14 protein-coding genes are annotated in these 14,782 nt (G+C 66.6%); 3 read left to right on the top strand and 11 right to left on the bottom strand.

What is annotated here, in order from left to right:
• Positions 1-45: 45 nt before the first annotated feature.
• The 8 genes from M4578_RS18235 to cobS form a co-directional block, all read right to left on the bottom strand.
• Positions 46-351 (bottom strand): type I restriction endonuclease, encoded by a 306-nt coding sequence (locus M4578_RS18235; RefSeq protein WP_258094729.1) that lies wholly within the window; start codon positions 349-351, stop codon positions 46-48.
• 97 nt (positions 352-448) lie between these two features.
• Positions 449-793 (bottom strand): DUF427 domain-containing protein, encoded by a 345-nt coding sequence (locus M4578_RS18230; RefSeq protein WP_258094728.1) that lies wholly within the window; start codon positions 791-793, stop codon positions 449-451.
• A 58-nt stretch (positions 794-851) separates the two neighbouring features.
• Positions 852-2,630, bottom strand: coding sequence for an aminopeptidase P family protein (locus tag M4578_RS18225; RefSeq protein WP_258094727.1), 1,779 nt, complete (start codon positions 2,628-2,630; stop codon positions 852-854).
• A gap of 154 nt (positions 2,631-2,784) precedes the next feature.
• Positions 2,785-4,662 (bottom strand): cobaltochelatase subunit CobT, encoded by a 1,878-nt coding sequence (cobT, locus tag M4578_RS18220; RefSeq protein WP_258094726.1) that lies wholly within the window; start codon positions 4,660-4,662, stop codon positions 2,785-2,787.
• Between the two features lie 54 nt (positions 4,663-4,716).
• A complete protein-coding gene (locus M4578_RS18215) occupies positions 4,717-5,124 on the bottom strand; it encodes a hypothetical protein (RefSeq protein WP_258094725.1) in 408 nt (135 codons plus the stop codon).
• A gap of 58 nt (positions 5,125-5,182) precedes the next feature.
• On the bottom strand, positions 5,183-5,509 hold the full coding sequence (locus tag M4578_RS18210) for a hypothetical protein (RefSeq protein WP_258094724.1): 327 nt from the start codon (positions 5,507-5,509) through the stop codon (positions 5,183-5,185).
• On the bottom strand, positions 5,506-6,201 hold the full coding sequence (locus tag M4578_RS18205; RefSeq protein ID WP_258094723.1) for an aspartate/glutamate racemase family protein: 696 nt from the start codon (positions 6,199-6,201) through the stop codon (positions 5,506-5,508). Before M4578_RS18205 ends, M4578_RS18210 begins: the two co-directional genes overlap by 4 nt.
• An 8-nt stretch (positions 6,202-6,209) precedes the next feature.
• The gene (cobS, locus tag M4578_RS18200) at positions 6,210-7,193 is read right to left on the bottom strand and encodes a cobaltochelatase subunit CobS (protein WP_258094722.1); all 984 of its coding nucleotides are present in this window, start codon (positions 7,191-7,193) and stop codon (positions 6,210-6,212) included.
• A 159-nt stretch (positions 7,194-7,352) separates the two neighbouring features.
• Here cobS and M4578_RS18195 point away from each other — a divergent pair, with 159 nt between their 5' ends.
• Together M4578_RS18195 and M4578_RS18190 are read left to right on the top strand one after the other, a co-directional pair.
• A complete protein-coding gene (locus tag M4578_RS18195) occupies positions 7,353-7,907 on the top strand; it encodes a sigma-70 family RNA polymerase sigma factor (protein WP_258094721.1) in 555 nt (184 codons plus the stop codon).
• Positions 7,904-8,596, top strand: coding sequence for an anti-sigma factor (locus M4578_RS18190; RefSeq protein ID WP_258094720.1), 693 nt, complete (start codon positions 7,904-7,906; stop codon positions 8,594-8,596). The genes M4578_RS18195 and M4578_RS18190 overlap by 4 nt, the downstream gene beginning before the upstream one ends.
• A 345-nt stretch (positions 8,597-8,941) precedes the next feature.
• On the opposite strand, the gene M4578_RS18185 is transcribed toward M4578_RS18190, so the two are convergent.
• From M4578_RS18185 to M4578_RS18175, 3 genes are all read right to left on the bottom strand, one after another.
• On the bottom strand, positions 8,942-9,913 hold the full coding sequence (locus M4578_RS18185; RefSeq protein WP_258094719.1) for an ABC transporter permease: 972 nt from the start codon (positions 9,911-9,913) through the stop codon (positions 8,942-8,944).
• Positions 9,906-10,943 (bottom strand): ABC transporter permease, encoded by a 1,038-nt coding sequence (locus M4578_RS18180; protein ID WP_258094718.1) that lies wholly within the window; start codon positions 10,941-10,943, stop codon positions 9,906-9,908. Before M4578_RS18180 ends, M4578_RS18185 begins: the two co-directional genes overlap by 8 nt.
• 101 nt (positions 10,944-11,044) lie before the next feature.
• Positions 11,045-12,748 (bottom strand): peptide ABC transporter substrate-binding protein, encoded by a 1,704-nt coding sequence (locus tag M4578_RS18175; protein ID WP_258094717.1) that lies wholly within the window; start codon positions 12,746-12,748, stop codon positions 11,045-11,047.
• Between the two features lie 247 nt (positions 12,749-12,995).
• On the opposite strand from M4578_RS18175, the gene M4578_RS18170 reads away from it, so the two are divergent.
• A partial coding sequence (locus tag M4578_RS18170) for an ABC transporter ATP-binding protein (protein WP_258094716.1) occupies positions 12,996-14,782 on the top strand: 1,787 nt, incomplete at its 3' end.

The raw sequence follows: 14,782 nt of genomic DNA, 5'->3' as shown, positions 1-14,782 counted from the left end.
GGGCTGCTTGGGCATGATGGGGCTTCCTTCTTCGTCCCGCAAAGTCTATACCAAACCCCTCAGAGCGCGAGGTTTTTCAGACCTTCCCTTTGTCGTGATGCCCTTCGCCTCAATGAGAATTGCGATCTGATCATTCAAACTGATGGCGTAGTCGACCTTTTCACCTTTCTTGCCAACGGCGTCCGCGGTGAATTCTGGAATAACCTCGGCAGGGTTGAAGACTTCGTAACCCAGCGCCTGCAAGAGCGGAAGTATAATGGAGGTTTTCACCGCCTCTTCCGTTGCCATTGTCTCGGCATGCTCCTTGACACGGGCAGACAAGGTCGCAAGCGCCTGTTCAATCGACGACATGAAATTCTCCTCCCAGATATGACTGGGAGGATGAATTACATATCACGACATATCAATATTTTTTGCCTTTTCCGAAATCTGAAGGGCTGAAGGTCTGTCAGACCTGCTCCACCGCAACGCCGTCCTGAACGTGGAAGGCGAGGTAGCCGGCAAGCTCCGAGGCCTCGTCCTTCGGCGTCTCATAGGACCAGACGGCGTTTTCGTAGGTACGGCTCTTCGAGACGATGTTGAAATAGGCCGCCTCGCCGATCCACTGGTTCAGCGTGCGGTACTCGGTGGGTTCGAGAAAGGCCATGGCGATGTCGTCGCGCGGGAAATAGATGACGCCGGGCATGTCGCCCTCGCTCAGCTCCAGCGCGTTGCTGCTTTCGCCCAGAACGGCGCCGCCGGCGCGGATGACCCAGGTGCCCGCCGCCGGGCGGATTGCGATATGTCTCAGCATCTTTCTCTCCCCGTAATCGTCACGGATCATATATCAGCCGCTTTGCGACAGTCCTGTGTCAAAGCGGCGCGCAGGCCGTGGCCAGCCAATCCGCATCCTCTCCCTCCACCTGCGGGCCGATCCGTGCCAGCACCTCGGCATGATAGGCGTTCAGCCAGTCGCGTTCGGCCTGCGTGAGCAGCGCTGTCACGATCAGCCGCCGGTCGATCGGCACCCATGTGAGGGTCTCGAACTGCAACATCCGCGGCACGGTCTGCCCCGGCAGGGGCGGGGCGGGCTCGACCGCGATGAGGTTCTCGATGCGGATACCATAAGCGCCCTCGCGGTAAAACCCCGGCTCGTTCGACAGGATCATGCCGGGCGCAAAGGGCACGGTGCCGGTGCGCGCGATCCGCGCCGGCCCCTCGTGCACGCTGAGATAGGCGCCGACGCCATGGCCGGTGCCATGGCCGTAGTCGAGCCCCACCTCCCAGAGCGCGGCGCGTGCCAGCACGTCGATGTCGCGCCCGGCGAGCCCCTGCGGGAAGCGTAGCCGCGAGAGCCCGATCATCCCCTTGAGCACGCGGGTGAAATTGGCGCATTCCTCGGCACCGGGATCGCCCACGGCCACGGTGCGGGTGATGTCGGTGGTGCCGTCCACATATTGCCCGCCGCTGTCCACCAGCAAAAGCTGCCCGGCCTCGACCGCGCGGTCGGTGTTCTCGGTCACCCGGTAATGCACGATGGCGCCGTTGGGACCGGCCCCGGCAATGGTCTCGAACGAGATGTCGCGCAGCGCGTTGGTGCCGCGCCGGAAGGCTTCGAGCTCTTTGACCACGGCGATTTCGGTCAGGCTGCCCGGCGCCTGCCGGTCGAGCCAGGCGAGAAAGCGCACCATGGCGGCACCGTCGCGCAGATGCGCGGCGCGGGTGCCCTCGAGCTCGGCGGCGTTCTTGCAGGCCTTGGGCAGCAGGCAGGGGGCGGGCGCCTCGACGATCTCGCGCCCGGCCAGCGCATCGGCCACCGCGACGGGGCAGGTGGCCGGGTCGATCTGTATCGGCCCCTCCAGCGCCTCCAGCGCGGACACGAAAGTGTCTGGCGGCGCGACGCTGACCAATGGTCCGAGATGATCGCCCAGATCCGTCAGCTTGCGGGCATCCATGAACAGTGTCACGCGGCCTTCGGCGTGCAGGAAGGCAAAGCCATGCGGCACCGGGTTGCGCGGAATGTCGGAACCGCGGATGTTCAGCAGCCAGGCGATGCTGTCGGGCAGGGTGAGCACGCAGGCCCGCGCGGAGCCGAGCCCCTTTGCCAGCCGCGCGATCTTGTCGCCATGCGCCTCGCCCGCGAGCTCCACGGGCTGGGCAAAGACGGCGCCCAGCGGTGGCGCGGGCTGATCCTCCCAGATCCGGTCCACGAGGTTGCCCACGCGGCGCAGCGCCACGGCGCCGAGCCTGGTCTCCATCCCGCGCATCTGCTCCACGGAAAAGAGCCAGGGGTCGATGCCGACGGTGCCGCCCTCGGGCAGCTTCTCTGCGATCCACTCGGCCAGTCCGGTTTCGGGCCAGTCCACCGGCGTGTAGACATCGGCGACCTGCGCCTTCACCTGCACCCGGTAGCGCCCGTCGACAAACACCCCCGCGACATCGGTCAGCGCGGCGCAATAGCCCGCCGAGCCGGTGAAGCCGGTGAGCCAGGCCAGCCGGTCGTCATGCGGGGCGACATATTCGCCCTGATGCGCATCGGCGCGCGGCACCAGAAACCCGTCGAGCCCCTCGCGCGCCAGTTCCTCGCGCAGCGCGGCAAGACGCGGCGGGCCCTGCTCGGGGCGGGCGGTTTCCTGAAAGCTCTGGAACATGGTGTCGCGCTCCTCTCTGCGGCGGCGCCTGGCCGCGCGGTCGTTTTTTGCGTATTTGGAAAAGAGAAGAAGCGCATATGTCTTCTTCTCTTTGGCAAATACGCACTTCCCGCCCTCACCGTTGTCGCCGGGGGCGGGAGGACAGTGCGTCGGATCAGCTGGCGCGCCGGATGCCCATGAAGCGGGCGCGGGCGCGCGGGTCGCTGTCGAAAAGCGCCGCGAGCTGTTCGGTCATGGCGCCCGCGAGCTGCTCGACATCGGTGATCGTGACTGCGCGGTCGTAGTAGCGGGTCACGTCATGGCCGATGCCGATGGCCAGCAGTTCCACCTGCTTGCGGCGCTCGACCATGGCGATCACGTCGCGCAGGTGCTTTTCGAGGTAATTGGCCGGGTTCACCGACAGCGTGCTGTCGTCCACCGGCGCACCGTCGGAGATCACCATCAGGATCTTGCGCGCCTCGGGGCGGGCAGCCATGCGGCGGTGCGCCCATTCCAGCGCCTCGCCGTCGATGTTCTCTTTCAGAAGACCTTCCTTCATCATCAGGCCGAGATTGTCGCGCACCCGGCGCCAGGGCGCGTCTGCGCGCTTGTAGATGATGTGGCGCAGATCGTTGAGGCGGCCCGGCTGCTGCTCGCGGCCTTCGTTCAGCCATTTCTCGCGCGCCAGCCCGCCCTTCCAGGCGCGGGTGGTGAAGCCGAGGATCTCGACCTTGACCGAGCAGCGTTCTAGCGTGCGTGCCAACACATCGGCGCAGATCGCGGCGATGGAGATCGGGCGGCCGCGCATGGAGCCGGAATTGTCCAGAAGCAGCGTCACCACCGTGTCGCGGAATTCGGTGTCCTTCTCGATCTTGAAGCTCAGCGGCGTGGTGGGGTTCGCCACCACCCGCGCCAGACGGCCCGCATCAAGAATGCCTTCCTCGAGATCGAACTCCCAGCTTCGGTTCTGCTGCGCCTGCAAGCGGCGCTGGAGCTTGTTGGCAAGCCGCGAGACGGCGCCTTTCAGCGGCTCGAGTTGCTGGTCGAGATAGGCGCGCAGCCGCTCCAGCTCCTGCGGCTCGGCCAGCTCTTCCGCCGCGATTTCCTCGTCATGGGTGCCGTCGTAGATCTTGTAGTCGGGATCGGCCTCGGAGACCGGCGCCGGGGCGGGGGGCTCCATAGGTGCCTCGCCCTCGGGCATCTCGGTCTCTTCGCCGAGCTCCTGATCGGCCATGTCGTCGGCCGAGACCTGCGCCTGGGAGGCATCCTGGGTCTCGTCCTGGCTTTGCTCGGGCGAGGCTTCGGCCTCGTCCTGATCCTGCTCGTCCTGGCCGGTGGACTCGGGCTGTTCCTCTTCGCCGCCCTCGGGCTCGGCCTCGTCCTGGCTTTCGTCGTCGAGCTGGTCGGGGTCGTCGCCGAGCTGGTCGCCATAGCCCAGATCGGTGATCATCTGGCGGGCAAAGCGGGCAAAGGCCGCCTGGTCGGAGAGCGTCTCTTCGAGCCCGTCCAGCGTGCCGCCGGCCTGATCTTCGATAAAGCCGCGCCAGAGCTCCATCACATGGGCGGCGTCCTTGGGCAGTTCGCGCCCGGTGGCGAGATGGCGGATGAGATAGCCCGCCGCGACCGGCAGCGGCGCCTCGGAGGGCTGGGTGATCTGGCCATAGCCGCGCCGTGTCGCCTCGTGGCCGATCTTGGCGTCGATATTGCCGGCGGTGCCGGGCATGTCGCGCGCGCCCATGGCCTCGCAGCGGGCGGTTTCCATCGCCTCGTAAAGCTCGCGGGCGATCTCGCCCGGCGGCGCATAGCGCGCATGCGTCCCGGCATCGTGGTAGCGGCGGTAGAGTGCCAGCGCATCGGCGGTGCCGCGCGCCAGCAGCACCTCGTCGCGGGTCATCCGGCGGCTGACCTGCGGCAGACGCATGATGTCGCCCGAGACGCCCGAGGGGTCCACGGTGTAATTGACCGAAAGCTCCGGGTCGTCGGCCATGACCTTGGTGGCCTCGGCCAGCGCCTTCTTGAAGGGATCAGCGGGGTTGTCGTCATTGCGCGCCATGAGGACAGGTTTCGCGCCCCGCGCGGCGATTGGCAAGGGGCAAAAACGCCGGTGTCAGCCCGGCAGCAGCGCGGCGCAGGCAGCGCGGTGACGGCTGGCCAGCAGGCGGGCGCGGGTGGCGCGGCGCGGGTCGGTGCCGAACTGCGCGCCATGCCGCAGGCGCGCCTGCGCGGCCTTGGCGGCGATCCGGCGGTGGCGCAGCGCGATACCGTCGAGCCCGGCGGCGCGGGCATCGGGCAGGATCGCCGCGAGCAGCGCCTCGACCCCGGCGCGCAGGGTCTGATCGGTGGCGCCATCGCCGCGCTGCATCAGCCAGGTAAACTCGATCTCGGCCGAGAACCGTCCGGCGCAATCCGCGAAGAGCTGCGCCCGCTCGACCGTCTGCGCGGGGCCGGCCGCCGGGGGTGCGGCTGCCGCGAGCGCCAGGACCGCGCCGCCGAGAAAGATCCGGAGACTACCCATGCCGGGCAGGCTGGCATGGAAAGGTTGCGGAAGGGTGAGGGCGCCGCGCCGTGGCGGGTCAGGGGCGCGGCAGCAGCGCGTCGCACCGTTCGGCGATGCGTGAAAAGAGATCGGTGCTTTGGCGGTCGCCGGCGATCAGGCCGCGGTACAGCAGGCGGTATCCGGCGATCCGGTCCGTGGCGACGGGGCCCGCCTCGGGAAGCGCCTCGAACGCCGCCGCCAGCGTCTCGGCCTCGTCCGGAGCGACGCCAAGCCCGGGCAGCGCCCGTTGTTCCGCCGCCACGCCCCGCCAGAAAGCGGCGCAGTCGGCGGCGGTTTCGGCTTGCGCCGGCGTGCAGGTCAGACCGGTGAGGAGGAGGAGCGCAGCGGTGGCCCGGCGGCTCACAGCGCGGCCTGGCCGGTGGCCAGCCGTGCCAGCAGATCGACATGCACGTCGAGCGCGTCGATCACCCGGTAGCCGGGATCGGTGGCACCGTCGAAGGCGAGGTTGAGATCGGTGCCCGCCAGCACCACGGCCTCGGCGCCCTGATCCTCGACCAGTTCGCGGCCCGCCTCATAGAATAGCGCCCGAAGCTCGGGCGTGCAGTGCCCGGCGACCGCCATGTCCTGATAGCTCTGGCCCAGCTTCTCGGTGCGGTCGTCGAGCGCCACGGCCTCGGTCTTTTCGAGCTGGCCATAGAGCCGCGTGCGCATCACCACGCGGGTGCCCAGAAGGCCCACGCGGTTCAGCCCCTCGGTGGCGAAATAATCGTCCAGCGGTGTCACCGCCGAGACCAGCGGCAGCGGCGTGCGCGCGACCGTCTCGTCATAGCAGAAATGCCCGCCCAGCGAGGTGATGGCCGCGCAATCGCAGCCCGCCGCCTTCAGCCGGTCGAGCAGGCCGAGATAGATTTCGGCCTGGTCCGCGCGGTTGTCGGCAAGGTTGTTGCGGATCAGCTCATGCACATCCGCATGCACGATGGTCAACTCCAGCCTGCCGCCAAGCCGGTCCACGGCGGCGGTCAGACGCTGGTAATAGACCACGGTGGCGGCGACGCCGATGCCGCCGATCAGCCCGATATGCAGCGGCTTCGGCATCCCCCGGCTCAGGCGAGGCTGAGGCTGGCCGCGCTCTCGGGCAGTTCCTCGTCAAAGCAGCGCTGGTAGAACTCGGCCACGGTCTGGCGTTCGAGCTCGTCGCATTTGTTGAGGAAGGAGAGACGGAAGGCATAGCCCACGTTGCGGAAGATCTCGGCATTCTGCGCCCAGGCGATCACCGTCCGGGGCGACATCACCGTCGAAAGCTCGCCGTTCATGAAGGCGCGGCGGGTGAAATCGGCCACGGTGACCATCTGGCGGATCTTCTTGCGCCCGGCCTCGTTGTTGTAATGCGGCGCCTTGGACAGCACAATGTTCACCTCGGCGTCGATGCTGAGATAGTTCAGCGTCGCCACCAGCGACCAGCGGTCCATCTGGCCCTGGTTGATCTGCTGGGTGCCGTGATAAAGGCCCGTGGTGTCGCCGAGGCCGACGGTGTTGGCGGTGGCGAAGATGCGGAAATACTTGTGCGGGGTGATGACCTGGTTCTGGTCGAGCAGGGTCAGCTTGCCGTCGGTCTCCAGCACCCGCTGGATCACGAACATCACATCGGCGCGGCCCGCGTCATATTCGTCGAAGACGATGGCGGTGGGGTTGCGCAGTGCCCAGGGCAGGATGCCTTCCTGGAACTGGGTGGTCTGCTTGCCGTCCACCAGCTTGATCGCGTCCTTGCCGATCAGGTCGATCCGGGAGATGTGGCTGTCGAGGTTCACCCGCACGCAGGGCCAGTTCAGCCGCGAGGCCACCTGTTCGATATGGGTGGATTTCCCGGTGCCGTGATAGCCCTGGATCATCACCCGGCGGTTGTTGCGGAAGCCCGCGAGAATGGCCAGCGTGGTGTCGGGGTCGAACTTGTAGGTGCTGTCGAGATCCGGCACGCGGTCGGTACGCTCGGGAAAGCCATGCACGACCATGTCGGTGTCGATGCCGAAGACCTCGCGGACCTCGATCTCCTCGGTCGGTTTCGCATTGACGTCGATCTCGCTGCTCATGGCGTGCCTCTGTACGGTCGTGAACTCTGTTGGCCCCCGTGGTGCCCCATATCTGCGGGAAGGGCAAGAGCGGGGGCGGGCTGCGGATAGGGTTTGCCCCCGCTGCGCCGCCGCGATAGGCTGACGCGACGAAACGACCCTGTTCAGGCGCCGCATCCCGTGACCACCCCGCAAGCCGAGATCGAAGATCTGATCGCCCGGATCGCCATGGGCGACCGTGCCGCCTTTCGGCTGCTTTACGACCGGACGGCGGCGAAACTTTTCGGCGTCTGCCTGCGTGTCTTGAATGACAGGGCGCTGGCGGAGGAGGCGCTCCAGGACGTCTATTGCAAGATCTGGGCGCGGGCCGGGCAGTACCGGGTGAACGGGTTCTCGCCGATGACCTGGCTGATCACGCTGGCGCGCAACGCTGCCATCGACCGCCGCCGCCGCAATGGCGGGCCGGGGCGCGCGGCCGCGCCCATCGACGCCGCCGACCTGATCGCCGATCCCGCGCCGGGGCCGGCGCAGCATGCCGAGGCACGGGCCGAGGCGCGGGCGCTGGCCGTCTGCCTGGACGAGTTGCCGCCCGACCGCGCCGAAATGGTGCGCCGCGCCTATCTGGACGGCGACACCTATGCCGAGCTTTCCGCCGCCACCGGCGTGAAGCTCAACACCGTAAGAACCTGGCTGCGCCGCAGCCTGATGCAGTTGAGGGAGTGCCTGAGCCGATGAGCGGGCCTGAGGAAACAGACCTTCCGGGCGGCTGGGAAGCCGCGGCGGCGGAGTATGTCCTCGGGCTGCTGCCGGAGGCGGAGGCCGCCGCCTTCGAGGCGCGGCTGGCCCAGGACCGCGATCTGCGTCAGGATGTGGAGGCCTGGGAGGAGTATTTCGCGACGCTGACCGACCCCATTGCCGAGGTGGCGCCGCCGCCGCAGGTGCTGCGCCGCACCGAGGCGCAGCTTTTCGGGCGCAAGCGCCGTCCGGTCTGGGAGCAGCTTCTGCCCTATCTTCTGGGTGCGGTCGCGGCAGCGGTGATCGCCTGGGCAGTGAGCTTCTCGGGGCTGCTGGACACGCGTGACGCGCCGCATCTTTACGCCGATCTCGAGACACCCTCGCGCGGGTTGGTGATGCTGGCGCATTACGCGCCGGACAGCGGCACCTTCATGGTGCGGCGCGATGCGGGCGACTATCCCGAGGGGCGGTCGCTGGAGATCTGGCTGATCGCCGAAGGGGCCGGCGCCCCGGTGTCGCTGGGGCTGGTCGACCGCGAGGGGCTGACCGAGATTCCGGTGCCGCGCGCGATTGCTCGGCAATTGACCGGCGCGGCGGTGGCGATTTCCGAAGAGCCGGAGGGCGGCTCGCCCACCGGCCAGCCGACCGGGCCGGTTCTGGCGCTTGGGCAGATGGCGCCGCGCGGATAGGCTGGTAGGCTGGTAGGCTGGTTTGGGAGCGGTGGGCAGATTGCCCACCCTACATGCGTTGCCCCGGCGCGGAACCAGGCGAAGGCGCCGTGCCATCGCCGGCGCGGTCCGTCGCACAGAAGCTGCGCCGCCCATCGCCGGCACAGTCGGCACGCCTCGGGCGTGACGGGCTGGCGATTTGGCAAGCCAGTCGAACCTGTCGAGGTCTTTCGGACTTGGCAGGGACAAATCGAGAGGTTCTTCAACCAGATCGCCAGCCCACGGGCTGACGATGGCGCGGCCCTACCGGGCATGGCACCGTAGGGTGGGCAATCTGCCCACCGCACCCGGAGCCCGCCGCGCGCGTTACCGCCCGCGGATCCGCGGGTCGAGCGCGTCGCGCAGCCCGTCGCCGAGATAGTTCACCCCCAGCACCGTCAGCGAGATCGCGATCCCCGGCAGCATGACGCGCTCGGGGAAATCCTCCATCCGCGCCACCGCGTCGGCGAGCATCTTGCCCCAGGTCGGGAAATCCGAGGGAAAGCCCACGCCGAGAAAGCTCAGCGCCGACTCGGTGATGATGGCGGTCGCAAGACCCAGCGTCGCCGAGACCATGATCGGCGACAGCACGTTGGGCAGCAGGTGCCGCTTGATGATCTGGAACGGCCGTGTGCCGATCGACCGCGCCGCCAGCACGAATTCGCGCTCCTTGATGGCCAGGATGTCGCCGCGCACGATCCGCGCCGTGGGCATCCACGAGGTGATGCCCACCACCGTCACGATGAGGATGAACATGCCGCCCTCGGGGCCGAAATTGGCGCGCAGCGGCTGACGGAACAGCGTCACCGCCACAAGCAGCAGCGGCAGGATCGGCAGCGACAGGAACAGGTCCGTGAGCCGCATCAGCGGGCCGTCGAGCTTTTTGAAGAACCCGGCCATCACGCCCACGCCGGTGCCGATGATCAGCGACAGCAGCATCGCCGCCCAGCCCACCGCCATCGAGGCCCGCCCGCCGGCGATGAGCTGCGCGAGGTTGTCGCGGCCGAGCTGGTCCGAGCCCAGCGGATGGTTCCAGCCCACCTTGGCGGTGGAATCCCAGATCGCGGTGTAGATCGGCCGCATGTCCTTGGCCCGGATGTCGAGCTTTTGCGGGTCCAGCGTCCAGAGCCACGGCCCGACCAGCACGCCGAAGGTGATGAGCAGCAGGAAGAAGGCGCCCATCATCGCGCCCTTGTGTTTGCGGAACTGGTCCCAGACATCGCGCCATTTCGAGCGTGGCGGCGCGGCGGGACCCTTGTCCTTGAGCGCTTCGATGGGGGCGGGGGAGGGCTCAGTCATAGCGGATCCTCGGGTCGAGAAGGCCGTAGAGGACATCGGCGATCAGGTTGAAGAGCACGATCAGGAAGGCGAAGATGAAGGTCAGGGTCATCACCATCGGCAGATCGTTGGCAAAGAGCGCGGTGATCAGAAGCTGACCGATGCCGTTCACCTTGAACACGTTCTCGGTGATGATGGCGCCGCCGAAGATGGCGGGCACGCCAAGCGCGATCACGGTCACCACCGGGATCATCGAGTTGCGCAGCACATGCACCATCACGACGATGGCTTCCGAGAGGCCCTTGGCCCGCGCGGTGCGCACGTAATCCTGGTTGAGATTGTCGAGCATCGAGGCGCGCATGTAGCGGCTGAGCTGCGCGGTGGTTTGCAGCGCCAGAACCATCACCGGCATGATCATCTGCTGGAGCTGGTATTTGAAACTTTCCCAGTCGTTGACCACATGGGTGGTGTCGTAGATCGAGGGGAACCAGCCCAGATAGACCGAAAACACCACGATGAGCAGCGGCCCGGTGAAGAAGGGCGGGATCGAAAAGCCCACCATGGTGATGAAGGTGCCGGCCTGATCGAAGAGGGAATATTGCCGGTAGGCGGAATAGATGCCGATGGGCAGGGCGATCAGCACGCCGACGATATAGGACATGCCGACGACCCAGAGCGTCTGCGGGATACGCTGGAGGACGATGTCCATCACCGGCGAGCGGGTCTGCCAGGAGATCACCCGCAGCTCGCCCTGATAGAGCGCCGTGTCGGGCAGCCAGCCCAGCAGGAAACTGTCGCGGGTCAGCCAGTCGATGAAGATCTTGGGCTCGATCCAGAAGGTCTGCACCAGCCATTTCCAGTATTGCACCAGCGGCGGCTCGCCGAGGCCGAGCGCCTGGCGCATCTTCTCCTTCACCTCCGGCGGCACGGTGAGCGGCACCTGTGCCATCGGATCGCCGGGGGCGAGCTGAAGGAGCATGAAGATCACGAAGCTGATGAACAGAAGCGTCGGAATCGAAAGGACCAGTCGTCTGGTGGCGTAGGTCAGCATACGGCGCCTCGGGTCATGAGCTTGGTCGTTGTCGTGGGGAGCGGTCGGGAGAGATGAGCGGGGCGCCGCCGGGCGCCCCGCATCGGGCTCTCAGGTCCGGATTACTGGATGCGGTACCAGTCGGCAGCGTTCCAGAGCTCGGAATCCCAGGTGTTCAGGATCACGCCGCCCAGGCTGTTGGAATGCGCCGAGACACGGCCACGGTCGACCAGCGGCACGATGGTCATCGTCTCCTTGGTGATCATGTCGTTGAGCTTCTTGGCGATCTCGCCGCGCTTGCTCAGCTCGCCGGTCTGCGCCAGCTCGTCGAGCAGGGCGTCGTATTCCGGGTCGCAGAAGCGGTTGATGTTCTCGCCCTGCCACTGGCTGGACGGCTTCGGCTCGTTGCCGCAGCGATACATCGACAGGTAGGATTGCGGGTCGGTGCCGTCGAAGTTGTTGGCGTACATTTCCACGTCCGCATAGAACTTCTGGAACGTGTCGGGCGAGCCCGGGTCACCGCCGAAGAACACCGAGCTGTCGACGTTGCGCAGTTCGGTTTCGACACCGATCTGGTTCCACCAATCCTTGATCAGCGCCTGGAAGTCCTGACGCACGGCATTGGTCGAGGTCTGGTAGAGCAGCGACAGCTTCATGCCGTCCTTCTCGCGCACGCCGTCACCGTTGGTGTCGGTCCAGCCGGCCTCTTCCAGCAGCGCCTTGGCGCCTTCGAGATCCTGCGTCAGACATTCCTCGTTGTCCGAGGCGTAGAGCGCCGGGGCGGGAACCAGGTTACAGGTCGGGCGGCCGGCCTGGCCGTAGCCGATCTCGGTCAGCAGGGCGCGGTCGATGGCCATGGAGAGCGCCTTGCGCACCTTGAAGTCCGACAGGATCGGGTGCGGATGCGCGATGGTGGAGCGCTCGCCCTCGGGCAGATCCGGCGACGGGTCGGTGAGGTTCATCTCGATCCGTTCCACGAGCGTGCCAAAGGCCGAGACGGGCGTGCCGGTGCCGCCTTCGGACATCGAGGCGAGCACATCGGGCGCGAGCTGAAGGTTCCAGGCGTAATCGAATTCGCCGGTCTGCAGCACCGCACGGGCCGCCGATTCCGCATCGCCGCCGCCTTTCAGCGTGGCGGTGGCAAAGGCGGGCTTGGCCGGGTCACGGAAATTGGGGTTGGCCGAGAGCGAGATCACGTCGTTCGGCTTGAACTCGTCCACCACGAAGGGGCCGGTGCCGATCGGATAGAAATTCGCTTCGGTACAGGACGAGGCATTGGCGCCAAGGCACTGTTCGAACTGCGCTTTCTGGAGAATCGGCGACTGGCCGCCCATGAACGGGCCATAGGGGTTCGGCATCGGCGTGCTGAAGTTCACCACGACGGTCAGGTCGTCGGGGGTGTCGATGCTGTCGACGCCGGTGAATTTGGCGAGCTGCGCGCAGCCGCCCTCGGGATGCATGCAGTAATCGGCGGTGAATTTCACATCCGCCGAGGTGACGGGGCTGCCGTCGGACCAGACGAGCCCTTCCTTCAGCTTCCAGGTGATCGAGGTCAGGTCGGCGGACACGCCGCCATTCTCGACCGTCGGGATCTCGGTGGCGAGGAAGGGCACCAGCGCGCCGGTCTCGGTGTAGCGGCCCAGCGGTTCGAGCACCAGCGAGGCGGCCTCGATGTCCTTCGTGCCGCCCGACAGATAGGGGGTCATGATGGACGGCGCCTGCCAGTAGATGATGTTCACATGCCCGTCCGCACCGCGCTCGGCAAAGGCGGCTGGGGCCAGCACGGATGTGGCCACCGCTCCGAGCAAGAGGGTCTTGAGGGTCATAAGTCTCTCCTTGTTGGACTCCCGGTCTTGGGACCGGGCTTTTGGCTTTTATGGAGGGGAATCGCTTTTGTCGGACCCGGAGCGCAGTCAGGGTCCGGACCAGCTCAGCGATCCCCATCGTGCCGTTTATCGAAACAGAACCGAAGGAAAATGCAAGCGCTGCCTTGGCGGAAAGCGTCGCCGGGGTTTGACAGCCCAGCAAGCCTGCCCGTAGCGTTTGCATTCATACATCTCCAGGAGTGCGCGCATGCTCGACAACCCCATCGCCCGGATCGACCGACTGCGGGTCGAGTTCGAAACCAAGGACGGCACCGTCGCGGGCGTCGAGGATGTCAGCTTTGACGTGGGGCCGGGCGAAACCGTCTGCATCGTGGGCGAATCGGGATCGGGCAAATCGGTCTCTTCGCTGTCGCTGATGCGGCTCATCGAATTCGGCGGCGGCAAGATCGCCAACGGGCGCTTGCTCTTCGATCGCAAGGAGGGCGGCGAGCTGGATCTGGCGACGGCCGATCAGGATCTGATGCGCACGATCCGGGGCAACGAGATCGGCATGATCTTTCAGGAGCCGATGACGGCGCTGAACCCGGTCTTCACCGTCGGCCGCCAGCTCACCGAAGGGCTGCGCGTGCATCGCGGCATGACCAGGGAACAGGCGACGACACGGGCGCTCGAACTGCTGAAGCAGGTGCGAATCCCCGAGCCCGAGCGGCGGCTGAAGCAATACCCGCACGAGCTGTCGGGCGGCATGCGCCAGCGGGTGGTGATCGCCATGGCGCTGGCCTGCAAGCCGCGCCTGCTCATCGCCGACGAGCCCACCACGGCGCTCGACGTGACGATTCAGGCCGAGATCCTGGCGCTGATGGACCGGCTCAAGCGCGAGACCGGCACGGCGGTGATGTTCATCACCCATGACATGGCGGTGGTGGCGCAGATGGCCGACCGCGTGGTCGTCATGTTCCGCGGCAACAAGGTCGAGGAGGGCACGGTCGAGGAAATCTTCGAGCACCCGCAGCATCCTTATACCAAGGCGCTACTGGCCGCTGTACCGAAACTGGGCGAGATGAAGGGCAAGGCGCTGCCGGAACCCATGCGGCTCTTGGGCCGCGAGATGGACGAGGTGAAGCCGATCCCCGGCACCGACCAGCCGCTGCTGACGGTCGAGGGGCTGACCACGCGCTTTCCGGTCAAGGGCGGGTTCTTCCGTCGCACCATTGCCAATGTGCACGCGGTCGAGGATGTGAGCTTTGTGCTCAACAAGGGCCAGACGCTGAGCCTGGTGGGGGAATCGGGCTGCGGCAAATCGACCTGCGGGCGCTCGATCCTGCGGCTGGTGGAGCCGATGAAGGGCCGCGTCGCGCTCGACGGGGTCGATATCATGGGGCTTGGCCCCAACATGCTGCGCGACGAGCGGCGGCAGATGCAGATGATCTTTCAGGATCCCTTCGCCTCGCTGAACCCGCAGATGAATCTCGCCGATCAGGTGGCCGAGCCGATGCGCAATTACGGCACCCATTCGGGATCGGAGATGATGGACCGGGTGGCGATGCTCTTCGACCGGGTGGAACTGCCGCGCAGCTTCATGCGGCGGTTTCCGCACGAGCTGTCGGGCGGCCAGCGGCAGCGGATCGCCATCGCCCGTGCGCTGGCGCTGAACCCCAAGCTGATCGTCTCGGACGAGGCGGTCTCGGCGCTGGACGTGTCGGTGCAGGCGCAGGTGCTGAACCTGATGATGGAATTGCAGGCGGAGCTGGGGCTGTCCTATCTCTTCATCAGCCACGACATGGCGGTGGTCGAGCGGGTGAGCCACAAGGTGGGGGTGATGTATCTCGGCCGGATCGTCGAGATCGGCCCGCGCGCGGCGGTGTTCGAGAACCCGCAGCATCCCTATACCCAGGCGTTGATGAAGGCGGTGCCCATCGCCGACCCGCATAGGCGGAAATCCGAGAAGGATCTGAACTTCAAGCCGATTCCCTCGCCGATTCACCCGGTGGGATACGAGCCCGAGCCCAATGTCTATGACGAGGTGGCGCCGGG

Source organism: Salipiger pentaromativorans (assembly GCF_024721115.1).
In the GTDB taxonomy this organism is placed as follows: domain Bacteria; phylum Pseudomonadota; class Alphaproteobacteria; order Rhodobacterales; family Rhodobacteraceae; genus Salipiger; species Salipiger pentaromativorans.
The sequence above is the reverse complement of the archived record's forward strand: the minus strand, read 5'-3'. Positions and strand labels throughout refer to the sequence as shown.

What these genes read in the sequence shown, in the direction of transcription:
- M4578_RS18235 (WP_258094729.1), bottom strand. Translation starts at nt 351, where the DNA reads ATGTCGTCGATTGAACAGGCGCTTGCGACCTTGTCTGCCCGTGTCAAG.
- M4578_RS18230 (WP_258094728.1), bottom strand. Translation starts at nt 793, where the DNA reads ATGCTGAGACATATCGCAATCCGCCCGGCGGCGGGCACCTGGGTCATC.
- M4578_RS18225 (WP_258094727.1), bottom strand. Translation starts at nt 2,630, where the DNA reads ATGTTCCAGAGCTTTCAGGAAACCGCCCGCCCCGAGCAGGGCCCGCCG.
- cobT (WP_258094726.1), bottom strand. Translation starts at nt 4,662, where the DNA reads ATGGCGCGCAATGACGACAACCCCGCTGATCCCTTCAAGAAGGCGCTG.
- M4578_RS18215 (WP_258094725.1), bottom strand. Translation starts at nt 5,124, where the DNA reads ATGGGTAGTCTCCGGATCTTTCTCGGCGGCGCGGTCCTGGCGCTCGCG.
- M4578_RS18205 (WP_258094723.1), bottom strand. Translation starts at nt 6,201, where the DNA reads ATGCCGAAGCCGCTGCATATCGGGCTGATCGGCGGCATCGGCGTCGCC.
- cobS (WP_258094722.1), bottom strand. Translation starts at nt 7,193, where the DNA reads ATGAGCAGCGAGATCGACGTCAATGCGAAACCGACCGAGGAGATCGAG.
- M4578_RS18190 (WP_258094720.1), top strand. Translation starts at nt 7,904, where the DNA reads ATGAGCGGGCCTGAGGAAACAGACCTTCCGGGCGGCTGGGAAGCCGCG.
- M4578_RS18185 (WP_258094719.1), bottom strand. Translation starts at nt 9,913, where the DNA reads ATGACTGAGCCCTCCCCCGCCCCCATCGAAGCGCTCAAGGACAAGGGT.
- M4578_RS18180 (WP_258094718.1), bottom strand. Translation starts at nt 10,943, where the DNA reads ATGCTGACCTACGCCACCAGACGACTGGTCCTTTCGATTCCGACGCTT.
- M4578_RS18175 (WP_258094717.1), bottom strand. Translation starts at nt 12,748, where the DNA reads ATGACCCTCAAGACCCTCTTGCTCGGAGCGGTGGCCACATCCGTGCTG.